The sequence below is a fragment of the Acinetobacter pengchengensis genome (genome assembly GCF_982235305.1).
Window position 1 is genome coordinate 1,923,199 of record NZ_CEVATJ010000001.1, and the last position, 26,590, is coordinate 1,949,788.

Genomic DNA, 26,590 nt, shown 5'->3' on the forward strand with positions numbered 1-26,590 from the left:
AATATCTTTTGTTAACAATCTACAATAGTTTTTTTCAAAAAACTTTAAAACATATTTATTTTCATAAATTTAACTTATTTTTTAGCGTGTTAAGCCCATAAGTTTATGTAACAAATTAATTCATAGTTTTGAGCATTTTTGCCCAAAAAAATTGCAATTGTTGTTCTTAATTTGCGCACAAGCCTAAATGCAAAAATCGTGCTAAAATCATCTACCTAGAGTTTTCCCCAAGATTTATCTTCCGTTTTTCTGCTGCTGTTAAAGTGGCATTGGTTTGTCCATGAATTCGCAAATTGCTCTGATTCAAAATATTGATGCGCTCCTTCCTCAAACTCAATGTGGCTTATGTGGTCACCGTGATGGCTGTTTACCCTATGCCAAAGCGATTACAGAAGGCGAAGCGGCCAATAAATGTGTACCTGGTGGACAACCTGTTGCAGATGCACTGGCAAACTTACTCCAACGGCCTTTATTGACCGCAGAAGCCAGTGTTTGGCCTGTGCAGGCCGATGGACGCCCACAGCGTATGAAAGCACTTATTCGAGAAGATGAGTGCATTGGCTGTACCAAATGTATTAATGCCTGCCCTGTCGATGCTATTTTAGGCTCAGGCAAACTCATGCACAGCGTTTTGACTGATTTATGTACAGGTTGTGAATTGTGTATTCCACCTTGTCCTGTCGATTGCATTGACTTGGTGGAAGATACACAACCTTTGCTTACTGAAAGCGCGCGTGTGGCAGAACAGAATGATTTACGCCAGCGTTATTACGCCCACATTCAACGTGAAGAACAACGTCGCCTGCACCGTAAAGGCCCCGTAGTACGTGCAGAAATTGATACTGAGCTGTTTGCACAATTCTCAGCACAAACCGATGCTGCTGTTCCTGTAATTGAGTTGCCAGTGCAAACAAATGAACAGATTTCCACTGCCGACGCACAAACCACCATCGAACTGGCAAAATTACGCACGCAAATTAAAAAACTCGAAAAACAACTCAGTGTGCGTGAAGATGAGAAAAAACGGCAGTTGCTTGCCGATTTACAACAACAGTTAGGTGAATTAGGAGCATGAACATGCCCGAAAGAAATGCACGTCTAACCAATAAAGCGGTTAAAAAAACAGCCACCAAAAGAACAAAGCCGAAAGAAAATTCGTCTAAAAATATGACCAAAAAACAAATTCAGACTTTTTTTGAACGCTTGCGTGAACAACGCCCAAATCCAACAACCGAACTTAATTTTTCCAACCCTTTTGAATTACTGATTGCGGTGACCTTATCTGCACAATCTACCGATGTCAGCGTCAATAAAGCCACTGACAAATTGTTTCCTGTTGCTAATACTCCCGAAGCGATTTATGCCTTAGGTGTAGAAGGCTTAAAGGAATATATTAAAACAATCGGGCTGTATAATTCTAAAGCAGAAAATGTGATTAAAACCTGCAAAATTCTCATCGAAAAACATGGCAGTATTGTGCCTGATAATCGTGCCGATTTAGAAGCCCTGCCTGGCGTGGGACGTAAAACTGCCAATGTGGTGCTAAATACAGCATTTGGACAGCCCACTATGGCGGTAGATACGCATATTTTCCGCTTAGGTAACCGCACAGGTTTGGCTGTGGGTAAAAATGTTTTAGAAGTAGAACAGCGTTTAATTAAAGTTATTCCTAAAGAATTTTTAATTGACTCGCATCACTGGCTGATTTTGCATGGCCGTTATTGCTGTATTGCGCGTAAACCTAAATGTGGTGAATGTGTAGTGTCAGATGTGTGTAACTGGCCAGATCGCTTTGAATTTGGTGCACACCGCCATATTAAGCTGCATGAAATTCATCACGACTCCATCCCTAAGTAAACACTTCAGTAAACTTTAGTGATCAAACTTATTGAAGACAAGATAGATCATCAACGCAATCCGGATCATCTAAAATAGTGTGGAGAACTTTGCAATCTATACACAAGATTATGCAGAGATGATTTATTTATCCTGAGAATCTTCAGACTGACCTTGTTGTTTGAGTTTCGGATGCAATTGATAGTGTTTGCCTGATTTTTTTTCAGCCGAATTTTGAGCTTGTGTGTTGCGCAATAACTTATAGCTCAAAAAAACAAGAAAGCCTAAAACAGCAATACTTGCCAATAACATGATGATAACAGCAGCGTGTTGCAAAGCACTCTCCCGAATTGAAACATATAAAAAGAGCCCTAATATGAATCAGCGCTCTTTTAAAGTCAAAACAAGCAGCCTGTTTAAACGGTTTTATTTTCATTTAAACAGACTTAATCTAAAACTAAAACCTAGGCTTATTTTGCTTGATCTAAAATAGCAAACAAATCTGCTTGAACTTCTTCAATTGGACGAAGACCATTCAATTTGTTGTAGCTTGGTGCATTTTCGCCAGAAGCAGCACGACTCTGATAGAAGCCAACCAATTGCTCAGTTTCTGAGTGATACGCTTTTAAACGCTTACGGATAGTTTCTTCTTGGTCATCTGGACGTTGAACCAAATCTTCTCCAGTTTCATCATCTTTACCTTCCACTTTTGGAGGATTGTAAACAAGGTGATAAATACGACCAGTCGCAGGGTGCTGACGACGACCTGACAATCGCTGTACGATTTCTTCGTCAGCAACATCAATTTCAATTACGTGGTCGATATTAATGCCTTCGCTTTCCAAAGCTTCAGCTTGTGGAATAGTGCGAGGGAAACCATCAAAAATACAACCATTCACGCAATCTGGCTGCGCAATACGCTCTTTCACTAAGCCAATGATAAGTTCATCAGATACCAAACCGCCACTATCCATGACGCTTTTAGCTTGTAGACCTAATTCAGTACCTTCACGAATTGCAGCACGGAGCATATCACCGGTTGAAATTTGTGGGATATTGTAGCGCTTACAGATCAACTGAGCTTGTGTACCTTTACCTGCTCCAGGTGGTCCGAGTAAGATAATGCGCATAAAAAACATCCTCATTTTAACAATGTATTTGACACTCGTTGCATATCAGCACCATCGCCCTCTACGCAGCCAGCATCCTCTTATAAGAAAGCGACAAACAAATGTATTACACCAGCAATAAAACCAGTTACGCCACCCAAGACAATTAAAATCCACTCATCTTCCTGAAAGGCAGGACGCAAGAGATTCTGAAATTCTTTTGGCGTCAGTTCACGAATACGATCTCTGAACATTTGAAAAATTTTCTGTGCACGGCTCGCATTAAAGGCAGGGTCGCATACAGGCACCATCGTAATTTCAATCGAACGATCAATCAAGTCAGTCTTGAGTTTGGCATACTCTTTTGGCCCCAAAGACAACTGTAAAGAGGTACGAACCAATGGTGTTTCCATAATTTGATTAATGTGGCGTTTGACAATACGGCGGGTTTTGTCTTTTTTACTGCCATACATCATTTCAGTCATAATGGATTTTAACGTAATCAGATCTTCTGTGACTACCTTTGCAAACACATCGGAGACTTCTTCTTGGCGTTTCATGAACGCACCCTGAATATTATAAGTCCCAATGCGTGGAATCACTGGCTTAATCCATGGAAATTTGCGATTTTCAGTCAATTTAAAGAACTGCGGATATTTCACGTAATGCGGTTCGACAGGGTTGAATACCATCCAAATGGCAATCCAGTTGGTCAAGAAACCCCAAATTGCCGCCCAAAATGGGACCGTCCAGTGCCATGGCACCAGAAACCAAACAATCATCTGGAAAATACCAAAGAACATCCCAATTAATGCACTGATATGCCAAATAAAATTAATTTCTTTTTGACCGACTTTGAGGAACATACGCACCATTAAGCGACGGTCACCTTCCATTTGGCTAACCACCATTTCACGCATATCCACTAAGGATTCAACATTCAAGGTCAGTTCAGTCACCAATTCACGCAGCACACCTGGCAATTGTTTATGCGCCTGTGCGTAAATACGGCGTTTAATCGAATAGGGTAGGTTTTCCCAAAGCACTGCATTACGGTCTAACATGACCTCATCAATTAAGTGTTCAAGTTCAAAACCCACTTGGTCACCAATAATACGCGCCATGTCTTCTGGGTCCATGGCGTTAAGAAACTCACGCAACGAGCCCAGTTTTGACAAGGTGTTATCGGTAATGATGCCTGAAATACGCCCTGCTTTACGCGGCACAATCCCCTGCCATCCCACAGGAATAGGCCCAAGGTGAAAACCCCAAAAGTTGATTGGATAGAACACCATTTTTAGCGCCATCCATACATGCGCCCAGGTCACAAAAGCAGTCACAGGAATAATACTGAGCACGGCCCAAAAATCTGGACGATTCAAAAAAGTTTGCCACAACTGATTGACGTACTCAAGCATGCATTTTTTCCATATTTAGTTCTAATTACAAGATTCTAAAGTAGTTAAAAGTCACTATTCTGACTACAAACCCATACTGAGCGTATAGGAAAATTGTATTCTAGGCTCAGTTTCCTCAATCACTCGCCCTTGTCGATCTTCCAATTTTTCACCTGCACCAATACCAACACTAAAGCTACTGATACGTTCAGGGCTGAGCAATACATAAGCCAAATCAATTCCTGCACCTAAACGTGCTTTTTCTTCACCATCCACCCACTTAGATTCTAGATGTCCTGCGTAAGCACCAATATAATAACCATTTTTGTCTTTACCTGTGAGGTGGTATGGGTAACGAAAACCCGTTTGCCCACCGACTTCATGGTCACCATTTAAAAATGCACCCGCTTTTACATAGGCAATACCATAAGGATTGACCCATTCACCATTCAAATGCAGTAATTTTTGGGTAATACCCGCGCCTACATTCCAGGTTTTTGCGCTATCTGCGCTAATTTTTGCTTCAGGTAAAAAAGTAGTGTTCCCAGCAAAGCTAAAATTTGAAAAGGCAAGTAATGCCACTAAAGAATAGACTTTTGTCATTATTGTCACCATGTCCATTTGTTTTAATTTTAAAAACAGTCCTTTTTCGTGTTTTGACTCTAGCAGAATTGTGAAAATTCTTATATACAGCAAATTAGAATTTTGATGTCGCTAAAGTCAAAAATTAAGATTGCGCCCACCTTCTCGGTTAAATCGGGCAATTCAGTCAAACATGGCTACTCAAAATTGCCACTAGATAAGCTAGAATAGTCCAAACTCTTTCTTCATCACTTTAGTTAAGCCAATTTTTGTATGAAACAACACTATCCGTTAAAAAATGCTCAGCAAGAGAAGCGTATTTTTCGCAATCGCATCTTTTTTTCGGTGGGTGTTGTGGTTTTTTTCTTGCTGCTTTTGGTGGCACGTTATGCTTATTTACAAATTAGTGGCTACGATGAATTTTCAACTGCATCAGATAAAAACCGTATTCGATTACAACCACTCGCGCCTGCACGTGGTTATATTTATGACCGCAATGGCGTGTTATTGGCCGATAACTACCCTGTATTCTCTGCCACCTTAAGCCGAGCAGATGTTGAAGATATTGATGACACCATTGCGCGACTGACGCCTGTTTTACAACTGACAGAAGAAGATATTGAACGCTTTAAAAGTCGGATTAAAACTTCACGTAAAACCGAACGTGTATCGATCAAACTGAATTTAAATGAATCAGATATTGCGCGTTTTAGTGAAGTCAAATTTCAGTTCCCTGGGGTCAATATTGAAACTCAGATGACTCGTTATTATCCACACGGTGAATTATTTGCGCATGTGATTGGTTATGTCGGACGTATTAACGACAAAGAACTGAAAGAAATTGACAAAGATGCTTATGCAGGCACTAATCTGATTGGTAAAATTGGAGTGGAAAAATCGTATGAGCACTTACTACATGGCGTACCTGGCAACGAATCTGTAGAAGCCGATGCGCATGGTAATGTGCTACGTAATTTAGGACGTAAAGACCCTTTACGTGGCAATGATTTGTTTTTATCACTGGATTACGGCTTGCAAGTGGTTGCCTCTGAACAATTGGCAGAACGTCGTGGTGCAATTGTGGCGCTCGACCCACGTACAGGTGAAATTTTAGCTTTGGTATCTAGTCCTAGCTTTAACCCTAACTTATTTGTCACAGGCATTAGTCATACCGACTACTCAGCTCTACGCGATAATTTAGATCAGCCGCTCTATAACCGTGCGGTACAAGGTGTTTATCCACCTGGTTCTACCATTAAGCCGATGTTTGGTTTAGGCGGTATTCATTATGGCTATGTCGATTGGAAAACTGCCATTCAGGATTATGGATATTTTACTTTACCGGGTGACAGCCACCGTTTCCGTGATCATAAAAAAACTGGGCACGGCATTGTCGATATGCACAAAGCCCAAATCGTGTCGTGCGATACCTATTTCTATGTATTGTCCTATCGTATGGGCATTGAAAAAATGAACGACTGGATGCGTCAATTTGGTTTTAGTGAAAAAACTGGAGTCGATTTACCAAATGAAAGCACAGGGCTCTACCCAAACCCAGATTGGAAAATGCGTACTCGTAATGCCAAATGGATGAAAGGTGAAACAATTTCAGTCAGCATTGGACAAGGTGCCTTCACCTCTACCCCATTGCAATTGGCGATGGCAACAGCCATTACTGCCAACAAAGGCTTAAAAGTTACACCACACGTACTGCGTGAAAGCCGTGGTGCAAAACCCTTCAAGGTTCACAATGGCACCAATGGTAAAATTAACTTTAATGGTACTGAAGAAGACTGGATTAAAATGCGCAATGCCATGGTTGATGTGATTCAATCAGGTACAGGTAAAGGGATTAAAGGCGGATTGCAATATTCGATTGCAGGTAAAACGGGTACAGCACAGGTTAAAAGTATTGCACAGGGCAAACGATATAATGAAGCGTTGCTAACAGATCGTCAACTTGACCACGGCTTGTTTGTCGGCTTTGCCCCTGCCGAAAACCCTGAAATTGCCATTGCAATTATTCTTGAAAATGGTCGTGGTGGTTCTGCCGCAACAGCCTTGGCGCGTCCAATTTTAGATTATTGGTTACTCAATAAAAATAAAAAGCCAATTCGTCCATCTGCTGCTCAAGTGAGTGGTGGCTTAATGACTGCAGGCTTAAAACCAAGTGAGCTACCAAGTGGTGAAGTCCCGTCATCTACTGCTCCAAATACCAATAGCTCCAATAATCCAAATATTGCGCCCCACAACCCTACGCCAAACCTGAATCATGAACAAACAGCTCCAAGTTCAACGACAACCCATTCACCTGCAGCTGCACCCGCAGCAATTGTTCCAGCCAGCCCAATTGAGAGCGACTAAGTCATGAAAAATCAACTACGCATTATTGGTGGAGAATGGAAACGTCGCCAGTTGGCTTTTGCTTCAATTGAGGGATTACGCCCTACACCTGACCGAGTCCGCGAAACCTTATTTAACTGGTTAATGTGGGATGTGCAAAACGCCAAAGTGTTAGACCTCTGTTCAGGTTCGGGCGCATTAGCTTTTGAAGCCCTGTCCCGCGGTGCGGCACACGTGGTCATGATTGAGCCAAACCGTACACAAGCGCAGTTTTTACAGCAAAATTTAGAATTATTACGCGTCAATAAAAGCACAGCACAATTAAAAATTTCTACCGCACAGCATGCCTTGGCAACACTGAAAGATCAGTTTGATTTGGTATTTTTAGACCCACCCTACAGTTTAGATTTATGGGAAGAGTTGGCAGCGTTGGCTGATCCACATATTGCAGCACAAGGTCTGATTTATGTTGAAGCAGATCGTGATTTAAACCTGTTAAAATTACCGCATACATGGCAAAAAATTAAAGAGAGCAAAGCGGGCACTGTACGTGCAGGCTTGTATCAAAAGATCACTGTTTAAATTTTTTTCTTAAAAGAGATGTTGTAACTTTCTGTTTTTGACACTTTTCAACAATTAGCAAATAATGTTATATTATAACATTACATTTAAGGTGTTTATCTTTATGAAAGTTCGTTCATCTTTAAAAAGTGCAAAATGTCGTGCTGATTGTCAAATTGTGAAACGTCGTGGCAAATTATTTGTGATTAGCAAATCCAATCCACGTTTTAAAGCAAGACAGGGCTAATCTCCTGTCTTTTGGTTTTCATAGATTATTACCCTAAAATCGCTTAATTATTCTGATTACTCTGAATAGTAACGTGTATCGACACTAAAGCTTTCGGGAAATTTTGCTTGAACGTGTGCATAAAATGCCATGATTTCAGCCATATCTTTTTCAAAATCACCAGTTGGATACACAATTTTTCCCACACCTGTTTTCTTTTTTTCATAGTCCATATACGCCAAAGCAATTGGAACACCTGCATTTAACGCAACATGATAAAAACCAGTTTTCCATTGCTCTTGACGCGCACGAGTAGCTTCAGGTGTCACTAACATCACTAATTTAGGATGGGTTTTAAATAAGTCCGTCATGAGCTGAACCATGCTTGGTCTTGCTTCACCTGATGCTTTCGGACGGCGGTCAATACCAATACCGCCCATCGCACGGACAAATGGCCCAAACGGTAATTTCATGTAGCTGTCTTTAATGGTCAGCCGAACATTAACACCTAAAGCTTTAAGCCCTAAGCGTGCATATAATGCATCCCAATTACTGGTATGTGGTGCAGCAATCATCACGTATTGGTCTAATTCCAACGGACAATGATTGTCGACTTCCCAACCCATTAAATTTAAGCTTCGCTCAGCTAACTTCTCAAACACAACCACATACCCCAAATAAAGAGTGCGAATTTTAGCAAGCATCATCAAATATAAAACTCTAAAACGATGAATAAATAAACAAATAATTTATAAATGTATAAAAATTTCCTGCATTGATCTTAATTTTCTCATTCCAAGCTAAATCGTGCTGTGTTTACACCTATTCATTACCATATTTAAGCAATTTTAAAATAATAAATATATTAATTTACACACACTTTGTTTTATTTCTACGGATCATTCGATGTAATCCTTGAAGTAAAATTTAAAACTTAAAAACACCGAACTTGTTATGATTTGCTACAAATTTTCCTTAAAAAATGAGCCGAATTGGCTAGTCATATACAAAGTGAAAGTTTAAGGTGGCAGCAAGACAAGTTTAAAGTTCAGAACATTTATGCTGAATCGTTATGCGATTGCACTCAGTACACTTAGCTTATATTTAGCAGCTTGCGGGCCAACCGAGCAAAGTAAGGAATATCAATCTAATTTATCTTACGAACCCCCAGTCGCGACCAAAACTGAAACTCAAAACTCAACAATTTCATGGTCAAGACAAGCTACCGGTAACTTTAAAGCCTTATTACCTTGTAACCACTGTGAACAACATGTGATTCACTTACGCCTGAATGATGATCAAACCTTTCAACTCAATGACATTAAACGCTGGAAACAGCGCCATCGTGAAAACCTAGTGACAGGCACGATTCAAGCTGCTCAGGACAACAGACAGCGAGAAAAACAGACCCAACATCCATCGCAAAATACCATTAATGAATGGTTGCTCAACACAGAAAATGGGGAAGCCTACGCGCGTATTCAGCTTACACCTCACGGTCTTAAATTCAGTTTATACAAGCAAAAAAATATAAAAAATCAGCAGAAAACTGAAACCCAGGTTTTCTTACAACCAGTAGAAAGTATGCAAGTCAGTAATGCGCTGAAGCATGTTGATATTCAGGCAGAATACGTGCAAGATGTTGAAATCAAAGAATTAAACCACCCTGTGATAGCACATGATTATTTTCTGGCAATCCACAATCAATCCGAGCATACATTACAATTACATGCCAGTGATTTAATTTTGGTCGATCGGCAGTATCAGGAATACGCTGCTGTAGTCGATCCACAATTTTTAAAGCCTATTCCCACACAACAAAAACAATGGATTAAGGTGTCTTTCCATTACCCTACTTCTGTACAGGCAGATGTGATCAAAATTAAATAAGTTTAAACTGCTGACTATTCATAAATAAAGAAACCTCTCTTTAAAGATGTGTCTTAAAAGTGTTTAAGCATTCTTTGATTATTTTTTATCGCCATAAAAAAACCCTGCTTAAGCAGGGTTTTTTTAAACCATCAAGCAATTAAGCATTGAATTGGTTCATTGTGTTTTTCGCATCGTCACCCGCTTTAAGCGCGTTGTCACCAGCGAAGATTTCTTTGTGGTCGTCACCGATGTCAGAACCAGCCATTGCTTGGTGTTTCACACAAGCGATACCACCGCGAATTTCTTTACGTTGTACGCCAGCAACATAAGCCAACATACCTTCAGAACCGAAGTAACCTTCTGCAAGCTCATGAGTTGAAAGCGCAGCTGTGTGGTAAGTCGGAAGTGTGATCAAGTGGTGGAACACGCCTGCTTCACGAGAAGCGTCTGCTTGGAATGTACGTACTTTTTCGTCAGCTTCAGCAGCCAATTCAGTGTTGTCGTACTCAGCGCTCATTAACTTAGCGCGGTCGTATGCAGAAACGTCTTTTCCTTCAGCAACCCAACGGTCGTAAGCTTGTTGACGGAAGTTTAAAGTCCAGTTGAACGATGGAGAGTTGTTGTAAACAAGTTTCGCATTTGGAACAACTTCTTTAACACGGTTAACCATGTGAGCGATTTCAGCTACGTTTGGAGTCGCAGTTTCGATCCAAAGAAGGTCAGCACCGTTTTGTAAGCTAGTTACACAGTCAAGTACAACGCGGTCAATTTGAGTGCCTTCACGGAACTGGTACAAGCCAGAAGCTAAACGCTTAGGACGGTGTAATTTACCATCACGCTTGATTAAGATTTCGTCTTCTTTCGCTTCAGAGATGTCAATTTCTTGAGTGTCTAAGTAGCTGATGTATTGAGAAGCGATGTCGCCTGGCTCTTTAACTACTGGGATTTTTTGAGTTAAGTCAGCGCCTTCAGAGTCAGTACGTGCAACGATGATACCGTCGTCAAGACCCATTTCAAGGAATGCATAGCGAAGAGCGTGGATTTTCGCGATGAAGTCTTCATGTGGAACTGTTACTTTACCAGCTTGGTGACCACATTGTTTCGCGTCAGACACCTGGTTTTCGATTTGTAGTGCACAAGCACCCGCTTCGATCATTTTCTTAGCAAGTAAGTAAGTCGCTTCTTCGTTACCGAAACCAGCGTCGATGTCCGCAATAATTGGCACAACGTGAGTTTGGAAGTTGTCGATTTGTGAAGTGATTTCAGCTGCTTTAGCAGTGTCGCCCGCTTCTTGTGCTTTTTTAAGTGCACGGAACAAGTCGTTTAATTCTTTCGCGTCAGCTTGACGTAAGAATGTGTAGATTTCTTCGATCAATGCAGGAACAGAAGTTTTTTCGTGCATAGATTGGTCAGGAAGTGGACCGAATTCTGAACGAAGTGCAGCAACCATCCAGCCAGAAAGGTAGATATAGCGACGTTCAGTTGTACCGAAGTATTTTTTGTTCGCAATCATTTTTTGCTGAGCGATAAAACCGTGCCAGCAGCCTAGTGATTGAGTGTATTTGCTAGAGTCTGCATCATAAGCAGCCATATCACGACGCATAATCGCAGCTGTATATTTAGCAATGTCTAAACCAGTTTTGAAACGGTTTTGCATTTGCATACGCGCAGCATCTTCAGGACTGATGTCTGCCCAAGTGTTGCCGAATTTTGCTTTTAATTCGCGGATTGCATCAATCGCTGTTTGGTATGTAGTCATGATATTGTACCCTGTAATATTATTTAGGATTTATCAATCGAAGGCTAAATCGCGCTTATGTTTGATTGCTCAGATTTAGAGCACTTCGTTACGATGAACACAGAGTAGAGTGACTGAATGAATTAATCCAATATTCTAGTGTAATTCTCGGTATTTTTTTAAAAAATGTATAGATCAAAGTCTTAATTCCAAAATACATCAAAAACATGATTCATTGTTTTTAAAAGTATTTTTTATAAAATTTATCAAATATCTTTGCTTACAAATTCATTTTTGTGCAGATATTTTCTGCATTAGACTTAAGTCTTGCCTTTCATAAAATAATACTTGCATTGGCGATTTCTGCCATTTGATCGAAAAATTTTGATGCTTTTCAGCTCAATGAAACCGCATAAGTTTCATACAAAATAGAATCTGCCATCAGTTCTGCCAATGCTTTTAAGCGTTTTTGCATTTAAAATTAAAAAGCACAGAAGCAGTACTAGGCAAGCTACATTTCTTTTTAAAATAAGGATGGGCTGGCTGTTTTTATTCAGATTTTTGACTGCTTATCTCGTCGATTTTTTCATCTTAATTTATACACAAGCCTTACGGCTTATGGCATAATTCCAATAATTTAGTGATTTTATTTTCGGTATTTATTTTATGAATCTGGAGCGGGTTGATCTTAATCTATTAATTTATCTTGACGTCTTACTTCGTGAAAAAAATGTAACCCGTGCTGCGGAACAATTGGGCGTTACCCAACCTGCAATGAGTAACATTTTACGTCGTTTGCGCAATTTATTTAATGATCCCCTGCTGATTCGTTCTTCTGAAGGCATGACACCAACTGAACGTGCCCTTGAATTACAACCGCGTATCCGTGATGCCTTATCTGACCTTTCAATGATTTTGGAACCTCGTACCGAGTTCCGTCCTTATACTTCAAATCGTGTCTTTCGGATTATGACTTCCGATTATGCAGAAGCCACATTAGTACCACGCTTGGTTAAAGCTTTACGCTCTGAAGCACCTAATGTGGTATTGGACTTTTTAACGCCGAGTGATGTGTCTTACCGTGACATGGAGCAAGGTAAAGTCGATTTAGCGATTAACCGTTTTAATGAAATTCCACAAAGTTTCCATCAAGTGTTAGTTTGGCGTGATAGTTTTTCTTGCCTGCTCAATCACAAACACCCTGCTGCCAATAACCTGAATTTAAAAAGCTACTTAGATGCACAACATATTTGGGTTTCTAAAACAGGTATGGGCGTTGGTTTTGGTGTGAATCCAGAGAAACAAGCGGGACTGGGTTGGATTGATCAAGCTTTAGAGCGTATTGGACAAAAACGTAAAATTTCGGTGTTTACCCGTCATTATCAAATGCCTGCACTACTCGCGTCTAATGTAGATTTAGTCGCAACCTTACCTACACGTATTGCGCGCTTACAAGCCAAAAGCCAAAGCTTACTGATTAAAGACCCACCATTTTATATTCCAGAATTTGAATTAAAGATGGCATGGTGTCCGTTGTTACATCATCACCCTGCACACCGTTGGTTACGCCAATTGATTTTATATGTAGCGCGCCAAATGATTGAAGAAGAAAACCGTGAGTTTTTACTGAATAACTCTCAATTTTCAGCCTATTAATTAAAAATTCACTGAACTTATTGGCACAAACGCTTATACTCAGATGAGGAATATTTCGATATTCCTCATTGTTTAATCATGATTTAATAAAGATTCAAATTGTTATATTTAAAATAATATAATCCACAGGTGGATTCGTGAGCCTCTTCCAGAATATTGTTATTATCCTCATCCTCATTGTCGGAGCTGGTTTTTTATCGCTGACTGAAATTGCGTTGGCTGGTGCACGTAAAGTTAAACTGAAAATTCTAGCCGAATCAGGCGATGAACGTGCCCAAAAAGTTTTAGACCTACAAGAAAACTCAGCTGATTTTTTTGCTGCCTCACAAATTGGCTTAAACGCAGTTGCCATTTTAGGTGGTATTTTAGGTGAAGGCGCATTCCGTCCTTATTTTTACAACTTAGTTGTGCGCTTCTATCAAGGACCATGGACTGAAACACTTAGTTTTGCCTTGTCATTTACCTTAGTGACTTCGCTGTTTATTTTATTTGCCGACCTAATGCCTAAGCGTTTGGCAATGATCGCACCTGAAAAAATTGCGGTATCGGTGATTAATCCGATTCAAATTTTTATTCGGATATGCAAGCCTTTGGCATGGATGATTAATGCGATTGCCAACGTGCTGTTCCGTTTATTTAAAGTAAATACCACGCGCGAAGATAATATTACATTTGATGATATTTCTGCAGTCATGGATGCAGGCGCTCAAGCAGGTGTTTTACAAAAGCAGGAACATCACTTTATTGAAAACGTGTTTGAACTTGAAGAACGTAACGTGCCTTCGAGTATGACTACACGTGAAAATGTGGTGTTTTTTACCCTAAAGGAATCTGAAGCCAGTATTCGTCAAAAACTTGCAGAATATCCTTATTCCAAATTTTTGGTCTGTAGCGAAAATATTGATGATGTTATTGGCTATGTTGATGCCAAAGATATTTTGGTCAGAATCCTCAATAATCAATCTTTACTACAACTAAATGAAAGCACCATCCGTAATGTATTAACCATTCCAGATACACTCACGCTGTCTGAAGTCTTAGACCGTTTCCGCTCTACCAAAGAAAAATTTGCCGTAGTCATTAATGAATATGCGTTGGTTGTGGGCGTAATTACCCTGTCTGATATTATGATTACTGTGATGGGCGATTGGGTAACACCTATTGAAGAAGATCAGCAAATCATTAAACGTGATAACAATTCTTGGCTGATTGATGGCAGTACACCAATTGAAGACATTAAACACGCGCTGCAAATTGATGAAATGCCAGATGATGAAAATTATGAAACCATTGCAGGTTTTATGATGTATAAGCTACGTAAAATCCCGCGTCCTGCCGACTCTGTACTTTTTGATGGTTATAAATTTGAAGTGGTCGACGTCGATCATTTTAAAATTGACCAACTTTTAGTGACACGAATTGTAGAAACGCAGGAAATACAAAACAACACTGAAGCAGATGGATAGTGAGATTCCTTGTATTCGTTCAGCCTGATTGCATCTACATTTTCTCGCATTCACAAAAAAGCACCACATCAAAATGAAGTGGTGCTTTTTTAAATCTGAACTGATACTTCTGAAATTTAGCTGAGTATTTACTTAATACTTACTGATCAACTCATCCAATACTGCTTGATAATGAATCGCAATATCTTCAGCTAAAATTTTATAGACATTGTCGAATTGCACCATTGGCCAACCTTCTTTCCAGAAAGGGAAAATATTGTGCAAATCATGCGTTACCACAGCATCTTCACGCACAATCGCTTGTGCAACCTGAGCCAATACTTGTGCAGTTTCTGTGCCATCAATGGCTAAATAATCAATCCCACGTGCTTTTAAAATACGCACACGGTCTTTTTTATAACGAATTTTTTTCATTTGCGCTTCATTTAACTGCAAAGCCAAACTCACCGCTTCTACAAATTTGCTTTCAAATGATTGATTCAGTGCCACCAACGCTGCTTTATGCGCTTCCTGACGACCTGCTTTCCCACCATTACGGATAATTTCTTTTGCCTCTGTGTCTAGCTCATCACTTTTCATAGACTGCAAAATGTCGAGTATTTCGATATCACTTAATGATTCAGGAGATTGGTCAATCATGTACTGCCCTTGGACAAAAATAGCAAAACGCTATTTTCGCACAATTTAGCTAAAAGCTCGACACATTCCGAAGCAATTGTTCACACAAGGCAGTGCTGCACCTATTACAGTGCAGCAGTTTAAAATTGATCTTTCAGCTTTGATCATCCTTGTTTATTTTAAATTTCTTATTGTTCCCTTAGTTTTTCTCCTGAATTTTACCGTCTATTTAAAACCCGTTATTTCAAATGAATAATCCAATAAATAACAGGTTTAACTTTTCAACTCACTTGTACTTTTTAGTAAAAAATAATTAACAGGTTGCTCTTTACACTTAATACAAGTTTTCGCGTTTATCATGATCGAGGCGGTCAATATAGCGTTCTAAATGTAGCATCGCATGATACATTTTATTTAAGTTCCGAACATTGATTTGCTGACGAACAATATTTTTGTGTAACCGTTTTAATGCACGTAGACTGTGTTTTGGCGTATATGCAGATAAAATTTTCATAAGCCTGCTCTCTCTATCAAATTATTTTACATGAACCGTTTTGTTATCTTGAGAATGAATTCAATGAATATAAAGATAAGCTCTATTATTGACAGGGTGTGTCCTACACCTCCTTAATATTTGACTATTTGGAAAAATTTTATTGTGTTAAATTGTAGTTTAAAGGAATATTTATGTAATTATGATTAAAATAATTGCTAAAAAAGATTCAAAAAATCTTTGTTAAAATCTTCTATAAAAATATGCATAAAAAAACTGACACTCGGTCAGTTTTTTATGCGGGCTGATTTTAAATTTTGAGTCTTTAAATCACTTCCACCACTACTTTGCCCACATGCTCACCTGTATCCATTTCGGCATGTGCTTGTTGAATTTGATCAAACTGGAAAGTTTTATAAATCATTGGCAGACATTCGCCTTTTGCTAACAATGGCCAAACAATCTCTTGCAAGCCTTTGGTAATTTCAGCTTTTTCTGCAGTATTGCGGGCGCGCATAGTCGAACCAGTAATGGTAAGACGCTTCATCATAATTTGACCAAGTTTCACTTCTTTGGCTTTTGCACCACCCAAGAATGCGATATACACCAAGCGACCATCACGACGTAATAAATTTAAATTACGTTCCAAATACGGCGCACCAACAATATCTAAAATGACATCAACCCCAGCATTGTCTGTCACTTCGTTAATCACTTGTTCAAAATCTTGTGTCTTGTAATTAATTGCTGTGGTGAGGTGTGAAATTGCCTGTACTTTTTCATCTGAACCTACGGTTGCAAAGGTTTTTAAACCTAAGGCATTGCACAGCATTAAAGCAGTTGTACCAATACCACTGGTTCCACCATGAATCAGCGCCGTTTCACCTGCTTTGGCTTTACCCATTTGGAATACATTGGCCCACACAGTAAAAAATGTTTCAGGTATCGCAGCGGCTTGTACAAAACTGACACCTGTTGGAATTGTCAAAGTCTGGCTTTCTGGTACAACACAATATTCTGCATAACCACCACCATTGGTTAAGCCACACACTGCATCACCAACTTTAAATTGGCTAACATCTGCACCCACAGCAACTACTTCACCTGCTACTTCTAAACCTGGCACTGGCGTCACGCCTTTAGGCATAGGATACAGACCCTGACGCTGTAAAATATCAGGACGATTCAAACCAAAAGCATGTACTTTGACCAAAACCTCATTGGCTTGTGGCTCAGGTATTGCAACCGTTTCATAGGCTAATTTTTCTGGGCCACCTGGTTCTGTAATAATAATCTGCTGCATTGTGTTTTGTGTCATGGCAAATCCCTGATTGTTTGATGCTGATATGAATTCTGACTATTTGAACATAAAACAGCAAAGCATTAAAACCCAGATTAACTTAGGTATAATTCTCATGCCGTGGTGTTTCATGCGTGATTAAATTTTTATTTATGATTAAAGAGTATGTGATGTCAGAAATTGTGGAATACAACGAAAATAATTACCGTGAGTTTGAATATGAAACAGGCGTTGCGGTGATTCGTTTTTATGCGACGTGGTGTACGCCTTGTGTTCAAAATGCACCATTTTTTGAGCAGCTTGCCCAACTTTTTGATGCTTCGGTAAAGTTTGGCAAAGTGAATGTCGATCAATCTCCAATTTTAACTTTGCGTTATCAAGTCTTTGGTTTACCGACCACTCTGATTTTTAAAGATGGGCAAATTGTTGAACGACTGTCGGGCAATGTTTCTGTCGTACAACTTCAACAAAAAATTCAGAGCTATCTTTAAGCCATGTAGAGTAGCGTCAACATATTAAGTTTGAATTACTACCTGATCGCGTCCTGCATGTTTGGCTTGATACAAATGCGCATCTGCAGCTTTCATAAAATCATCCACGTGCGTATACGCTTGTGCGCGAGTCATCCACGCTACACCGATACTTAAAGTCACATATTGTTTATGGTCTTCTCGTGCTACATGCTCAAAAGCTGCATCACGCACAGCCTGCAAGACCTTTTGCATGAGTGGTGCAATCGCAGGTTGCGGAATATCGTGCAGTAAAATGGCAAATTCTTCACCCCCATAACGTGCCACAAACGCATTTTTAGGCAAAGTATCTTGTAAAACTTTAACTAGGTTTTGCAGAATTTGATCGCCTTTTAAGTGCCCATAATGATCATTGTATTTTTTAAAATAATCGACATCGAGCATCGCAAAGACCAAAATATGTCGCTTATTTTGCAAGGTTTCAAAATACAAACGCTGAATTTCTTCATTTAATGCACGGCGATTATATGCCCCTGTTAATGCATCGGTTTTAATCTGTATTTCCAGTTTTTCATTCAAAAGACTGAGTTGTTCAGTGCGTTCCTGCACTTTTAAATCTAACGAGCTGTTTAAATGAATCAGTTTTTGGTTCAAGCGTTCAATGCGTAAGTTATGGTAGGCATAATTTCGTGCCTGCTGAAACATGATGAGCAATGCATAAACACTGGTCGAAATAAAAGATAAATGAATGGAATTGACCAAATTCAGCATTAATAAAAAATCATGAATAAATGTGCCACACAGAATAATTACTGCCCAAAAATTGATTCTAGAATAATGCTCTCCTGAGTGCAGGGTTTGATAAAATCCATAAGCAAAATTTGCCAAAATCAGCACAAAGAAAAAAGAACTATAAAATGCCAACTGCTGAAAAATAGTGGGTTCTGCCCACAGCGTCACCCCAATATTAAAGCTCAATAACAGCATTGCCGCGCTATATACCCAACGATGCAAATAGCGCGAACTGAGCAAAAACATATAACTCAGGAAAAATAAAATCGCTAAAAAACTAAATAAATATTCGAGTCTTATTCCCCAAGACCAACTTAAATTCAGGAAAGTGGTATAGGCATAGGGTGCAGAAAATAAATTGTGTAATGCCAGAAAAACAATAAAAATCCCGAAAATAAAAATACGCTTAGTCTTTCCACCATTTGCAAGACTAAATGCCGAAAACATCAAGGTAAACAAACCAATACCAAGTACTGCCCCACAAATCATGGCAATACTCATCATCAAACGCTGATACTGTTGATTGATGGTGCGACTTAAACCAATTTTCATTGGATTTTTTAAACCACCTTGCAAGCTCTGAAAGCTAGACGCTTGAATGGTCAGGGTAAAATATTCACTTTCAGGAACAAAATATGCAATTCGTGGGGCATTTTCGGTTTGGTGACTACTCGCATCTGCACCGACTGTGCCAACACGCACCAGTGGATCGCCATTTAAAAATACCCGATAGGCGCCATATTGGTTGGGAATCCAAATCGCAATACGTCTGCCTAGAAATTCTTTTGGAATTTGAAAGTGCCCAATAAAAGTGCCGTAAGTATTGGCATTGCCCATTAAATCTTCAAATGAAGCAGGCAATTCAACGGTATTCGATGCCAGTACCGCACTGGGTTCTTGAATCAATTGTTGCGGATAAAACAACCATCGCCCAGTCAAAATACTCGATTGATCTTCAGTAAATTGAACAGAATTGAGCAGTTGTTGATGTAGATAGTAAGATTCAGGTGCAGACTCATACTGCGCCAACACACACGGTGGTGTGAGTACACTGCACAGTAAAATTAAGAAGAGTAATGCACACTTGTGCCACATCCGAGTGAAATTCAAAAATGCAAAAGTCCTATTGTGCTTGTTTTTTAATCTAATCGTTCTTGCACTAAATTTGAAGTAAAAAATTAAGTCATTTATGCTAGACCTTACTGGCATCGGATGAATGACTTAAATTCTAGCGGTTTGGCTAAGTTGAAAGGTGTTTATTGATCGCGTGTTTTCACATCATACAATTCAATTTCAAAAATTAAATTCGAATTGGCAGGAATGATATTGCCCATTTTGCGCTCACCATAAGCCAAATGCGCAGGTACGATCAGTTTGCGTTTACCACCCACTTTCATCCCCATGATGCCTTGATCCCAGCCTTTAATGACACGACCTGTACCAATCACGGTTTCAAAATAGTTACCACGGTCTAAGGATGAATCAAACTTGGTGCCATCTTCCAACCAGCCTGTGTAATGCGTAGTAATTAAAGCGCCTTTAACCGCTTCTTTCCCCTCACCCATCACCAAATCAATAATTTCTAATTCTGCACTCATGTTCATCTCCAAATATTTACACTTCGATGTTTAAGATAATTTCCAGCTCGTGCAAGTGTTATTGCAACAGTGTCCACTCAATCTGAGCCTGTGCCTGATCGCCAATCAATGTCCATTCGCCATCCATTACATTCAACTGCAATTGCATGGTACGTTCGCATAAAGCTTGAACGGCTTCGGTACTCGCTGGCGATAGTTGCCACACTTCAACATTATTTAAAGTTTTGATTTTACTGTTACGTTTGTACCATTCATCTACCGATGAACCATAAGCAATAATCGCAACTTGCTTACAGCGCGAACTGGCTTTTTTGACTTTATCTTCATCTGGGCAACCAACTTCAATCCATTTGATTAACTGCCCTGTTAAGTCTTTTTCCCACAAGGCAGGCTCATCAGTTTCAAACAAATCTTTGGTGAATTCCAAAGCTTCATCTGCATAACGTGCGAATGCCAAAATACGAACCATCAAACGCTCAATAGTTTCAGAAGGATGCAATGCCATGGTGAGTTGATAGTCACCATATTGATGCACATCCATATTGGCAATGTTCAAATCTGCCTTATAAATTGTCGCTTTCAGCGCCATTGTCTATTCCTAAAACCATGTTCAAATTTGCCGTCAAGCATAATAGATTTTCTGGGATTTTGCTTTATCGTTTGCCAAATAGCACATAGATTTCATTCAAAAAGCCGTAGTCGCATCAACCCGACACGCCAATAATTCAGCCTCAAACTGTACCCAATCCCGCTCGGTTTGATAAATAATTTCTACCCGATTGTCTATGCCTTCATCGGTAGATTGATAATTAAATTGCTGGGGATTGAAGTTAAAACTTTTCCATCCCTGATTGGTATAAAAAATCCCTTTAATGCGCAACCAATCTTGCTGTTCACAAAGTAAATCTAGAAGTGGATAAAAATCGAATAGCCAACGTTTAGGAAATTTCCAACCTGCGACTGCATACTCTTGTGCAGTCTCGACATAGTGATAGGGCAATTGCTTGATTACTGCTGGCTCTTGCAAATGTGTAGGGATGACATTCTGTTGTAATTTCAGCAATGGCTGAATTTTACGCTGTGTGCCGACATAGGGTATATCAATTTCTGTCAAAGCCAGACTACCCTGTTCAGCTTTCAACCATTTTTGCATATAGGCTTGATATTCATGTTGCAACTGCACTAGCGCAAGCTCATCTGCCGCTTGCATGTGGTCTGCATGTGACACCACAATAATTTGTGCAGCTTTGAGCTGATCGGCATACAGGTTTTGTTGCGTCCACGCCTGATCATGCAAACGTGAACCATCGACCACTGTAACCAAAGCACGCATCGACAAATGCGTATGCCAATGTGGTTCAGTCAATTGCTCCAAGAGTTGCGCAGGATGCCCCAAACCTGTCGGCTCAATGAATAAACGCTCAGGCTTCGCTTCAGACAATAAACGCGACAAGGCAATTTGCATCGGCAACTGACTGCTACAACATAAGCAACCGCCCAATAACTCTTTGATCTGATAGCCTTGTTGCTGCGGTAAAAGTTGTTGATCGACTCCGATTTGTCCAAATTCATTCATCAGCACCGCCCAGACTTCATGTTCAGGTTTTTGGCTGAGTAACTGTTTTAATAAGGTGGTTTTTCCTGCACCGAGAAAACCAGAAATAATATGCGTCGGGACTGCTTTTTGTGGTGCATTTATTTTCAAAATAAGCTCGCTTTATTGAGTTTTAAACAACTCGAGCATGCTAAGCAAGTTTAGCGATTAGATCAATCTGAATCTAAACACACTAAAAATTTATCCAATTGTTCATATTAATTGGCATCATGATTTGAAAGATTTTCTTACATTTATTGTAGGATGACCGACAACTGATTTTGGTCAATACGCAAGTTTAAGCCGCTTGATGTTATGTTTTATTGCCGCCGGTGGAACTTCCTTGCCGAAAATATAGACATTTCTGATGAATTTGGCTGCATATTTAAAACAAAAATTACCAAAATACGACCTGTTCATCATCATTGTGCGATTCTAGTAACCATCATTGTTTTGCTTTGTTGCAAGCATTGATCCGACAGCATTGGCTGCTTAGGATGAGTTCCTGTTCAGCTCGTTCAAATCAGGTGATGACTGACTTGAACACTTTAGCCGCATGAAGTTTTTTTACTCAATGCTGGTGCTGAACAGTTGTACCCATTCATGAAAAACTTTAAATAAGGATGCCAAACCATGAAATTGACACAAATTTTACTCACTTCAACTTTTGCTATTGCCACTGTAACCACTTTTGCAGCACAGGCTGAATCGACAGTTACAGAACAGGAAAAAGTGATTGTTTCAACGCAGGAAACTATTGCTGAACCTGCTTCAGAACAAGCTGCTACACAACCTGCATCTGAAGCAAGCACTGAAACACCTGCTGCATCGAGCCAACAGCCTTAAAACTTAGATACATTTTAAAATGTAAATTGAATACAAAAACTGAGTTTTAAGCCACTCTCTCGGTTTACTCAGTTTTTGTTCATCAATAAGGCTAATCAATACTACTCTTGAGAAAAATTAAAAAATAGACACAAAAAAACCTGTGTGCAATTGCAAACAGGTTTTCAGCTGAATTTGATGAAAACTTAGATTTGTTCAGTTTTCTTATAAATACTGCAAGATGGATGATGATTTTCTTGCAAACGCGCAACTTTACGCTGCTCTGCTGCTTCAAAACGGCAACGCTTCCAGTCGTTGTCTAATTTCAATGCAGGGATTTGTTTGGGTTTACCATTTTCATCCACTGCAACCATAGTGAAGTAACAGCTGTTGGTATGGCGCACTGTACGCTTTTGAATATTTTGCGCTTCTACACGAATCCCGATTTCCATTGAAGTACGGCCGACGTGGTTCACACTAGCAAGGAAAGTCACCAATTCACCCACATGAATCGGTTCTTTAAAGTTCACTTTATCAACCGAAAGGGTCACCACATAACTACCCGAATAGCGGCTCGCACATGCATACGCCACTTGGTCTAATAGTTTTAAAATTGTTCCACCATGTACATTCCCTGAGAAATTTGCCATGTCTGGTGTCATTAACACGGACATAGTTAATTCTGACTGGTCATCTAACACAGGGGCAATTTGATCTAATGATGACATTGCGTTCTCTAGACTCTTTTTAAAGACAGTAAGATATGAGCGTATTATTATATCGTGTTTATAAAAGTTTGAATGTTCATTTCGGCAACAAGTGCATCATTATTATTTATATCGTTAATGACAACATTTATTTAAAATTATAAGACTAAAGACTAAGACTCCCAAGCTATTATTTTTTAATTCATTTCTGATGTTTAGAATATTTGTTCAAATTGTATATTCAGTAAATACCACCGCCTCAAGTGTTCAAAAAACAATCTAAAATCTTTTATTCAATGGATTATTCAAGCAAATTTCGGCAATTTTACACCAAGAAAGTTCAATTTAGTTCCTAAATTTTGAAATTGAGTGGCAACATTCAAGCCAAGTGCAGCATTTCATTCGATGCATTACTATAAGTCAAATTTTGATCGGTACTCAGGGCTGCTTCAATCACATAAGAACCATCCAGATTAATCATCATCACTGTAAAAACAACCTTCTACATCGTGGCAAGTATCATCTGCTGTCCAATTTCAAGGCCGTGCATCAAGTACCTCTCTATTTTTTTTAAAGTTTTAAGCTGAAGCACTAAAATATAGGCTGTCTTGGAAGCATGTTCAATTCTTAAACTGCTTACAAAAACAAATTCAGTAAACGCCAAATAGGATAAATGCAAACATAACGAAAAGGATACGATAAAAATTGATTTTTAAGTCTAAATAGCTCATCTAGGCTTTTAAATATTTTTAGGGTATTTAAATTTTTTGATTATAAATATCAAATGCTTAAAATATATCAATCTAAACCAGCTAGCATTAAAGTTATTTAAATCAAGCACCTCATTAGACTTAAGTTAAATCTATTTATTTCATTGAGTCTACGTAAATAAAGGATATGGACAGCTATTTAAACTCTCCATAACCCCCAAAAGTATTACTCACTTTATAATCTACTATTCTATGCCCATGTGCATAATGATGCTGTTGATAGACTTGATCTATTTTATTTAATTGCGCTGCGGTTGCTTCTGCACCTGCCAGCATGGTCGCTTCCCGCCCTTTTACATCAAAAATATGGGCTTTTTCACGTAAATCGGGTTGAATGACAACATCTGCGAGTTTCAATTCTTCATTGGCCAAATGCTTTTGCATAATATTAATATTTTGGTTAAACAATCCCCATACATTACTAGTTTCAGTATGAATAGGCTGCGCCAAAATATTCACGGCAATTACAATATCTGCCCCTAAATCGCGTGCAACCTTGACAGGTACAGGGCTCACTAAACCCCCATCGACATATTCATGTTCTGCAATTTTAGTAGGTACAAACATACTTGGGATAGACACTGACGCACGCACCGCCTGCCCCGTATTACCATAATTAAATACGACTTTTTTGCCTTCTTTTAATTCAGTCGCCACCACATACATTGGGATTTTAAATTGCTCCAAACGGAGTTGATCGACTTGTGCATTGACGTAATTTTCAACTTTTTTGCCATCAAAAAAGCCTTTTAAATCCAAAGTCACATCCCGTACATCATTGGGTTTCATATTCATGGCAATTTCACGTAATTGCTGCGCATTTTTACCGCTGGCATAAATTGAACCGACAATGCTGCCTGCGCTGCTGCCCACAATAAAATCAGGATGAATACCATACTGCTCAAGTACTTCAATTACACCTATATGTGCATAACCACGTGCGCCACCACTGCCCAAAACCAACGCGATAACTGGACGTTTTTCTTGTTGTTTTAACTGCCGAAAATCAATTTGATTCAGGCGTGACTCTGCTTCAACCATGGGCTGCGACTCAAGTAGAGTTTGAGTCGAAAATTGCTGCTGTGATGGCACTGCCTGACATCCCACCATCAATAATGCTGTAAGAGATACATACCCAAATTTCATAATGACCTTCTTGAATCCATAGGTTTCAGTCGATATTTCACCGCCAATCGTGACAAGGTTGATCAGCCAACTTGATACAGCAACCATCTTAACCATGCCACTGATGCTATTTGTTTCGCCTTGCATGACCGCCCATAGTCTATCTATTATTTTAACCAATCCTTGTAGTAATTCGTTAAACTGTCACGTCTAGCCACTACAGTGGCGCACAAGTCGAATCTGTCTAAAATTATATGCCAACACCTTCTTATTCCTTATTATTCTGGATTTTTCTGCAATTAGGCTGTCTGTCTTTTGGCGGGCCTGCAGCGCATTTGGTATTTTTCCATCAGCGTTTTGTGCATCAACTCAAATGGCTAGATGAATCCCAGTATTCACAAATTGTCGCACTTGCACAACTCTTACCTGGCCCAACCAGTAGTCAGGTGGGTTTAGCGATTGGTTATTTGCAAAAAGGCTATTGGGGTGCAGTCCTAGCGTGGTTGGGTTTTACCATGCCTTCCGCATTGTTTATGGCATTGGTTGCAGTTTTGGGACATCAATATTTAGATGTACTGTCGTCAAATAGCTTTCACAGTATTCAACTGATCGTATTGGCCGTGGTAGCTTGGGCATTTTGGCAAATGCTGCGCAGTTTTTGTAAAACGGTTTGGCAATATGCCTTAATGTTTGCTTCTGCCCTATTTATTTATCTAATGCCCTTGAGCTTCAATCAAGTTTTAGTGATTCTGATTGCAGCTTGTTTAGGCATGTGGATGGCGAAACGTACAACACCCACTGCAACGCTCTCATCCGCCAATACAATGGCGACAGATACACATTTTACTGCGGCACACCTACCCCAACACCGTCGTTATGCTGCATTTTGGGTAGTACTTTTTGTTGCACCTTTTATTGTGCTATCCGCGCTAAACTGGCTACAACCTCATTTACTCTATGCAGCCAATTTAAGTTTCTATAAAGCCGCATCTTTGGTCTTTGGTGGTGGGCATGTCATTTTACCTTTATTACATCAAGATTTTGTTAGTACAGGCTTAGTCAGCAAAGAACAGTTCGATTTGGGTTATGCCATAGCGCAATTGGTGCCTGGGCCATTGTTCAGCTTTGCAACGTATTTGGGCAGTTTGATTCCAATGACAGAATCTATGCTGCTGAATGCGACTTTAGCCACGTTGGCAATTTTTCTGCCATCTTTCTTTTTGGTATTTGCGACTTTGCCTTATTGGTCTTGGTGGATGCAGCAAGCTTATATTCGTCATGCCGTAACAGGTATTAATGCAGCGGTAGTCGGTTTGCTGCTGTATATGGTGCTCGAAATGGCACAGCGTTATGTTTTGAGTATTACTGATCTGCTGTTTATTGTTTTGGTGATTGGATTATTAAAATCAAAACTACCTGTTTGGCTCAGTTTAATTGGCAGTTTCCTGATCTATACCGCATTCATGCATTTCATCGCTTAGATTGAAATGCGATAGATCAAAGAACAATGCC

The 26,590-nt window shown here is 39.5% G+C and carries 26 protein-coding genes; 11 read left to right on the forward strand and 15 right to left on the reverse strand.

The window, feature by feature from the left end:
* Positions 1 to 280: 280 nt before the first annotated feature.
* Together AC0T5Z_RS09405 and nth are read left to right on the forward strand one after the other, a co-directional pair.
* A complete protein-coding gene (locus AC0T5Z_RS09405) occupies positions 281 to 1,075 on the forward strand; it encodes an RnfABCDGE type electron transport complex subunit B (RefSeq protein ID WP_435337320.1) in 795 nt (264 codons plus the stop codon).
* Between the two features lie 92 nt (positions 1,076 to 1,167).
* A complete protein-coding gene (gene nth / locus AC0T5Z_RS09410) occupies positions 1,168 to 1,857 on the forward strand; it encodes an endonuclease III (protein WP_435337342.1) in 690 nt (229 codons plus the stop codon).
* A 123-nt stretch (positions 1,858 to 1,980) separates the two neighbouring features.
* Here the strand turns inward: nth and AC0T5Z_RS09415 are convergent, their stop codons facing one another.
* From AC0T5Z_RS09415 to AC0T5Z_RS09430, 4 genes are all read right to left on the reverse strand, one after another.
* Positions 1,981 to 2,172 carry a hypothetical protein gene (locus AC0T5Z_RS09415; RefSeq protein ID WP_435337321.1) on the reverse strand — a complete coding sequence of 64 codons (192 nt, stop codon included), beginning with the start codon at positions 2,170 to 2,172 and terminating at the stop codon, positions 1,981 to 1,983.
* Between the two features lie 134 nt (positions 2,173 to 2,306).
* Entirely contained in the window at positions 2,307 to 2,966 is a 660-nt protein-coding gene (adk, locus tag AC0T5Z_RS09420; RefSeq protein WP_435337322.1) for an adenylate kinase, read from the reverse strand.
* Positions 2,967 to 3,046: 80 nt separating this feature from the next.
* Complete coding sequence (locus AC0T5Z_RS09425; RefSeq protein ID WP_435337323.1) at positions 3,047 to 4,363, reverse strand: DUF445 domain-containing protein; 1,317 nt, start codon at positions 4,361 to 4,363, stop codon at positions 3,047 to 3,049.
* Between the two features lie 63 nt (positions 4,364 to 4,426).
* Entirely contained in the window at positions 4,427 to 4,945 is a 519-nt protein-coding gene (locus AC0T5Z_RS09430; RefSeq protein WP_435337324.1) for a hypothetical protein, read from the reverse strand.
* A gap of 252 nt (positions 4,946 to 5,197) precedes the next feature.
* On the opposite strand from AC0T5Z_RS09430, the gene mrdA reads away from it, so the two are divergent.
* The 3 genes from mrdA to ykgO all read left to right on the forward strand — a co-directional run bounded on the left by mrdA (position 5,198) and on the right by ykgO (position 8,075).
* A complete protein-coding gene (gene mrdA / locus AC0T5Z_RS09435; RefSeq protein ID WP_435337325.1) occupies positions 5,198 to 7,288 on the forward strand; it encodes a penicillin-binding protein 2 in 2,091 nt (696 codons plus the stop codon).
* A gap of 3 nt (positions 7,289 to 7,291) precedes the next feature.
* On the forward strand, positions 7,292 to 7,849 hold the full coding sequence (gene rsmD / locus AC0T5Z_RS09440) for a 16S rRNA (guanine(966)-N(2))-methyltransferase RsmD (protein WP_435337326.1): 558 nt from the start codon (positions 7,292 to 7,294) through the stop codon (positions 7,847 to 7,849).
* 103 nt (positions 7,850 to 7,952) lie between these two features.
* The gene (ykgO, locus tag AC0T5Z_RS09445) at positions 7,953 to 8,075 is read left to right on the forward strand and encodes a type B 50S ribosomal protein L36 (protein WP_435337327.1); all 123 of its coding nucleotides are present in this window, start codon (positions 7,953 to 7,955) and stop codon (positions 8,073 to 8,075) included.
* Between the two features lie 56 nt (positions 8,076 to 8,131).
* Here the strand turns inward: ykgO and AC0T5Z_RS09450 are convergent, their stop codons facing one another.
* The gene (locus AC0T5Z_RS09450; protein WP_291340449.1) at positions 8,132 to 8,680 is read right to left on the reverse strand and encodes a 1-acyl-sn-glycerol-3-phosphate acyltransferase; all 549 of its coding nucleotides are present in this window, start codon (positions 8,678 to 8,680) and stop codon (positions 8,132 to 8,134) included.
* A 433-nt stretch (positions 8,681 to 9,113) separates the two neighbouring features.
* On the opposite strand from AC0T5Z_RS09450, the gene AC0T5Z_RS09455 reads away from it, so the two are divergent.
* On the forward strand, positions 9,114 to 9,944 hold the full coding sequence (locus tag AC0T5Z_RS09455) for a copper resistance protein NlpE N-terminal domain-containing protein (protein ID WP_435337328.1): 831 nt from the start codon (positions 9,114 to 9,116) through the stop codon (positions 9,942 to 9,944).
* A gap of 139 nt (positions 9,945 to 10,083) precedes the next feature.
* Here the strand turns inward: AC0T5Z_RS09455 and AC0T5Z_RS09460 are convergent, their stop codons facing one another.
* Positions 10,084 to 11,685 (reverse strand): isocitrate lyase, encoded by a 1,602-nt coding sequence (locus AC0T5Z_RS09460; RefSeq protein WP_435337329.1) that lies wholly within the window; start codon positions 11,683 to 11,685, stop codon positions 10,084 to 10,086.
* Between the two features lie 645 nt (positions 11,686 to 12,330).
* Between AC0T5Z_RS09460 and AC0T5Z_RS09465 the strand changes: the two genes are divergently transcribed.
* Entirely contained in the window at positions 12,331 to 13,320 is a 990-nt protein-coding gene (locus AC0T5Z_RS09465) for a LysR family transcriptional regulator (RefSeq protein WP_004977282.1), read from the forward strand.
* 137 nt (positions 13,321 to 13,457) lie between these two features.
* Positions 13,458 to 14,786: a polyamine export protein PaeA gene (gene paeA / locus AC0T5Z_RS09470; RefSeq protein ID WP_096901479.1), complete on the forward strand. Its 1,329-nt coding sequence runs from the start codon at positions 13,458 to 13,460 to the stop codon at positions 14,784 to 14,786.
* A 132-nt stretch (positions 14,787 to 14,918) separates the two neighbouring features.
* Here the strand turns inward: paeA and AC0T5Z_RS09475 are convergent, their stop codons facing one another.
* From AC0T5Z_RS09475 to AC0T5Z_RS09485, 3 genes are all read right to left on the reverse strand, one after another.
* Positions 14,919 to 15,425 carry a hypothetical protein gene (locus AC0T5Z_RS09475; protein WP_004977287.1) on the reverse strand — a complete coding sequence of 169 codons (507 nt, stop codon included), beginning with the start codon at positions 15,423 to 15,425 and terminating at the stop codon, positions 14,919 to 14,921.
* Between the two features lie 313 nt (positions 15,426 to 15,738).
* Positions 15,739 to 15,918, reverse strand: a complete 180-nt coding sequence (locus AC0T5Z_RS09480) for a hypothetical protein (RefSeq protein WP_096901477.1) — start codon at positions 15,916 to 15,918, stop codon at positions 15,739 to 15,741.
* Between the two features lie 304 nt (positions 15,919 to 16,222).
* Complete coding sequence (locus tag AC0T5Z_RS09485) at positions 16,223 to 17,215, reverse strand: NAD(P)H-quinone oxidoreductase (RefSeq protein WP_179994508.1); 993 nt, start codon at positions 17,213 to 17,215, stop codon at positions 16,223 to 16,225.
* A gap of 152 nt (positions 17,216 to 17,367) precedes the next feature.
* On the opposite strand from AC0T5Z_RS09485, the gene AC0T5Z_RS09490 reads away from it, so the two are divergent.
* Positions 17,368 to 17,688, forward strand: a complete 321-nt coding sequence (locus AC0T5Z_RS09490) for a thioredoxin family protein (RefSeq protein ID WP_004977299.1) — start codon at positions 17,368 to 17,370, stop codon at positions 17,686 to 17,688.
* Between the two features lie 24 nt (positions 17,689 to 17,712).
* On the opposite strand, the gene AC0T5Z_RS09495 is transcribed toward AC0T5Z_RS09490, so the two are convergent.
* The 4 genes from AC0T5Z_RS09495 to AC0T5Z_RS09510 form a co-directional block, all read right to left on the reverse strand.
* On the reverse strand, positions 17,713 to 19,554 hold the full coding sequence (locus tag AC0T5Z_RS09495; RefSeq protein ID WP_435337330.1) for a sensor domain-containing diguanylate cyclase: 1,842 nt from the start codon (positions 19,552 to 19,554) through the stop codon (positions 17,713 to 17,715).
* Between the two features lie 161 nt (positions 19,555 to 19,715).
* Positions 19,716 to 20,057, reverse strand: coding sequence for an FKBP-type peptidyl-prolyl cis-trans isomerase (locus tag AC0T5Z_RS09500; RefSeq protein WP_435337331.1), 342 nt, complete (start codon positions 20,055 to 20,057; stop codon positions 19,716 to 19,718).
* A 58-nt stretch (positions 20,058 to 20,115) separates the two neighbouring features.
* The gene (locus AC0T5Z_RS09505; protein ID WP_435337332.1) at positions 20,116 to 20,646 is read right to left on the reverse strand and encodes a YaeQ family protein; all 531 of its coding nucleotides are present in this window, start codon (positions 20,644 to 20,646) and stop codon (positions 20,116 to 20,118) included.
* A gap of 96 nt (positions 20,647 to 20,742) precedes the next feature.
* Positions 20,743 to 21,762 carry a CobW family GTP-binding protein gene (locus AC0T5Z_RS09510; protein ID WP_435337333.1) on the reverse strand — a complete coding sequence of 340 codons (1,020 nt, stop codon included), beginning with the start codon at positions 21,760 to 21,762 and terminating at the stop codon, positions 20,743 to 20,745.
* Positions 21,763 to 22,284: 522 nt separating this feature from the next.
* Here AC0T5Z_RS09510 and AC0T5Z_RS09515 point away from each other — a divergent pair.
* Complete coding sequence (locus AC0T5Z_RS09515) at positions 22,285 to 22,497, forward strand: hypothetical protein (protein WP_435337334.1); 213 nt, start codon at positions 22,285 to 22,287, stop codon at positions 22,495 to 22,497.
* 185 nt (positions 22,498 to 22,682) lie between these two features.
* Here the strand turns inward: AC0T5Z_RS09515 and AC0T5Z_RS09520 are convergent, their stop codons facing one another.
* Positions 22,683 to 23,204, reverse strand: a complete 522-nt coding sequence (locus AC0T5Z_RS09520; protein ID WP_435337335.1) for an acyl-CoA thioesterase — start codon at positions 23,202 to 23,204, stop codon at positions 22,683 to 22,685.
* 884 nt (positions 23,205 to 24,088) lie between these two features.
* Positions 24,089 to 25,099 (reverse strand): patatin-like phospholipase family protein, encoded by a 1,011-nt coding sequence (locus AC0T5Z_RS09525; protein WP_435337343.1) that lies wholly within the window; start codon positions 25,097 to 25,099, stop codon positions 24,089 to 24,091.
* Positions 25,100 to 25,332: 233 nt separating this feature from the next.
* Here AC0T5Z_RS09525 and chrA point away from each other — a divergent pair, with 233 nt between their 5' ends.
* Positions 25,333 to 26,559 carry a chromate efflux transporter gene (gene chrA / locus AC0T5Z_RS09530; RefSeq protein WP_435337336.1) on the forward strand — a complete coding sequence of 409 codons (1,227 nt, stop codon included), beginning with the start codon at positions 25,333 to 25,335 and terminating at the stop codon, positions 26,557 to 26,559.
* The last annotated feature ends 31 nt before the right edge of the window (positions 26,560 to 26,590 follow it).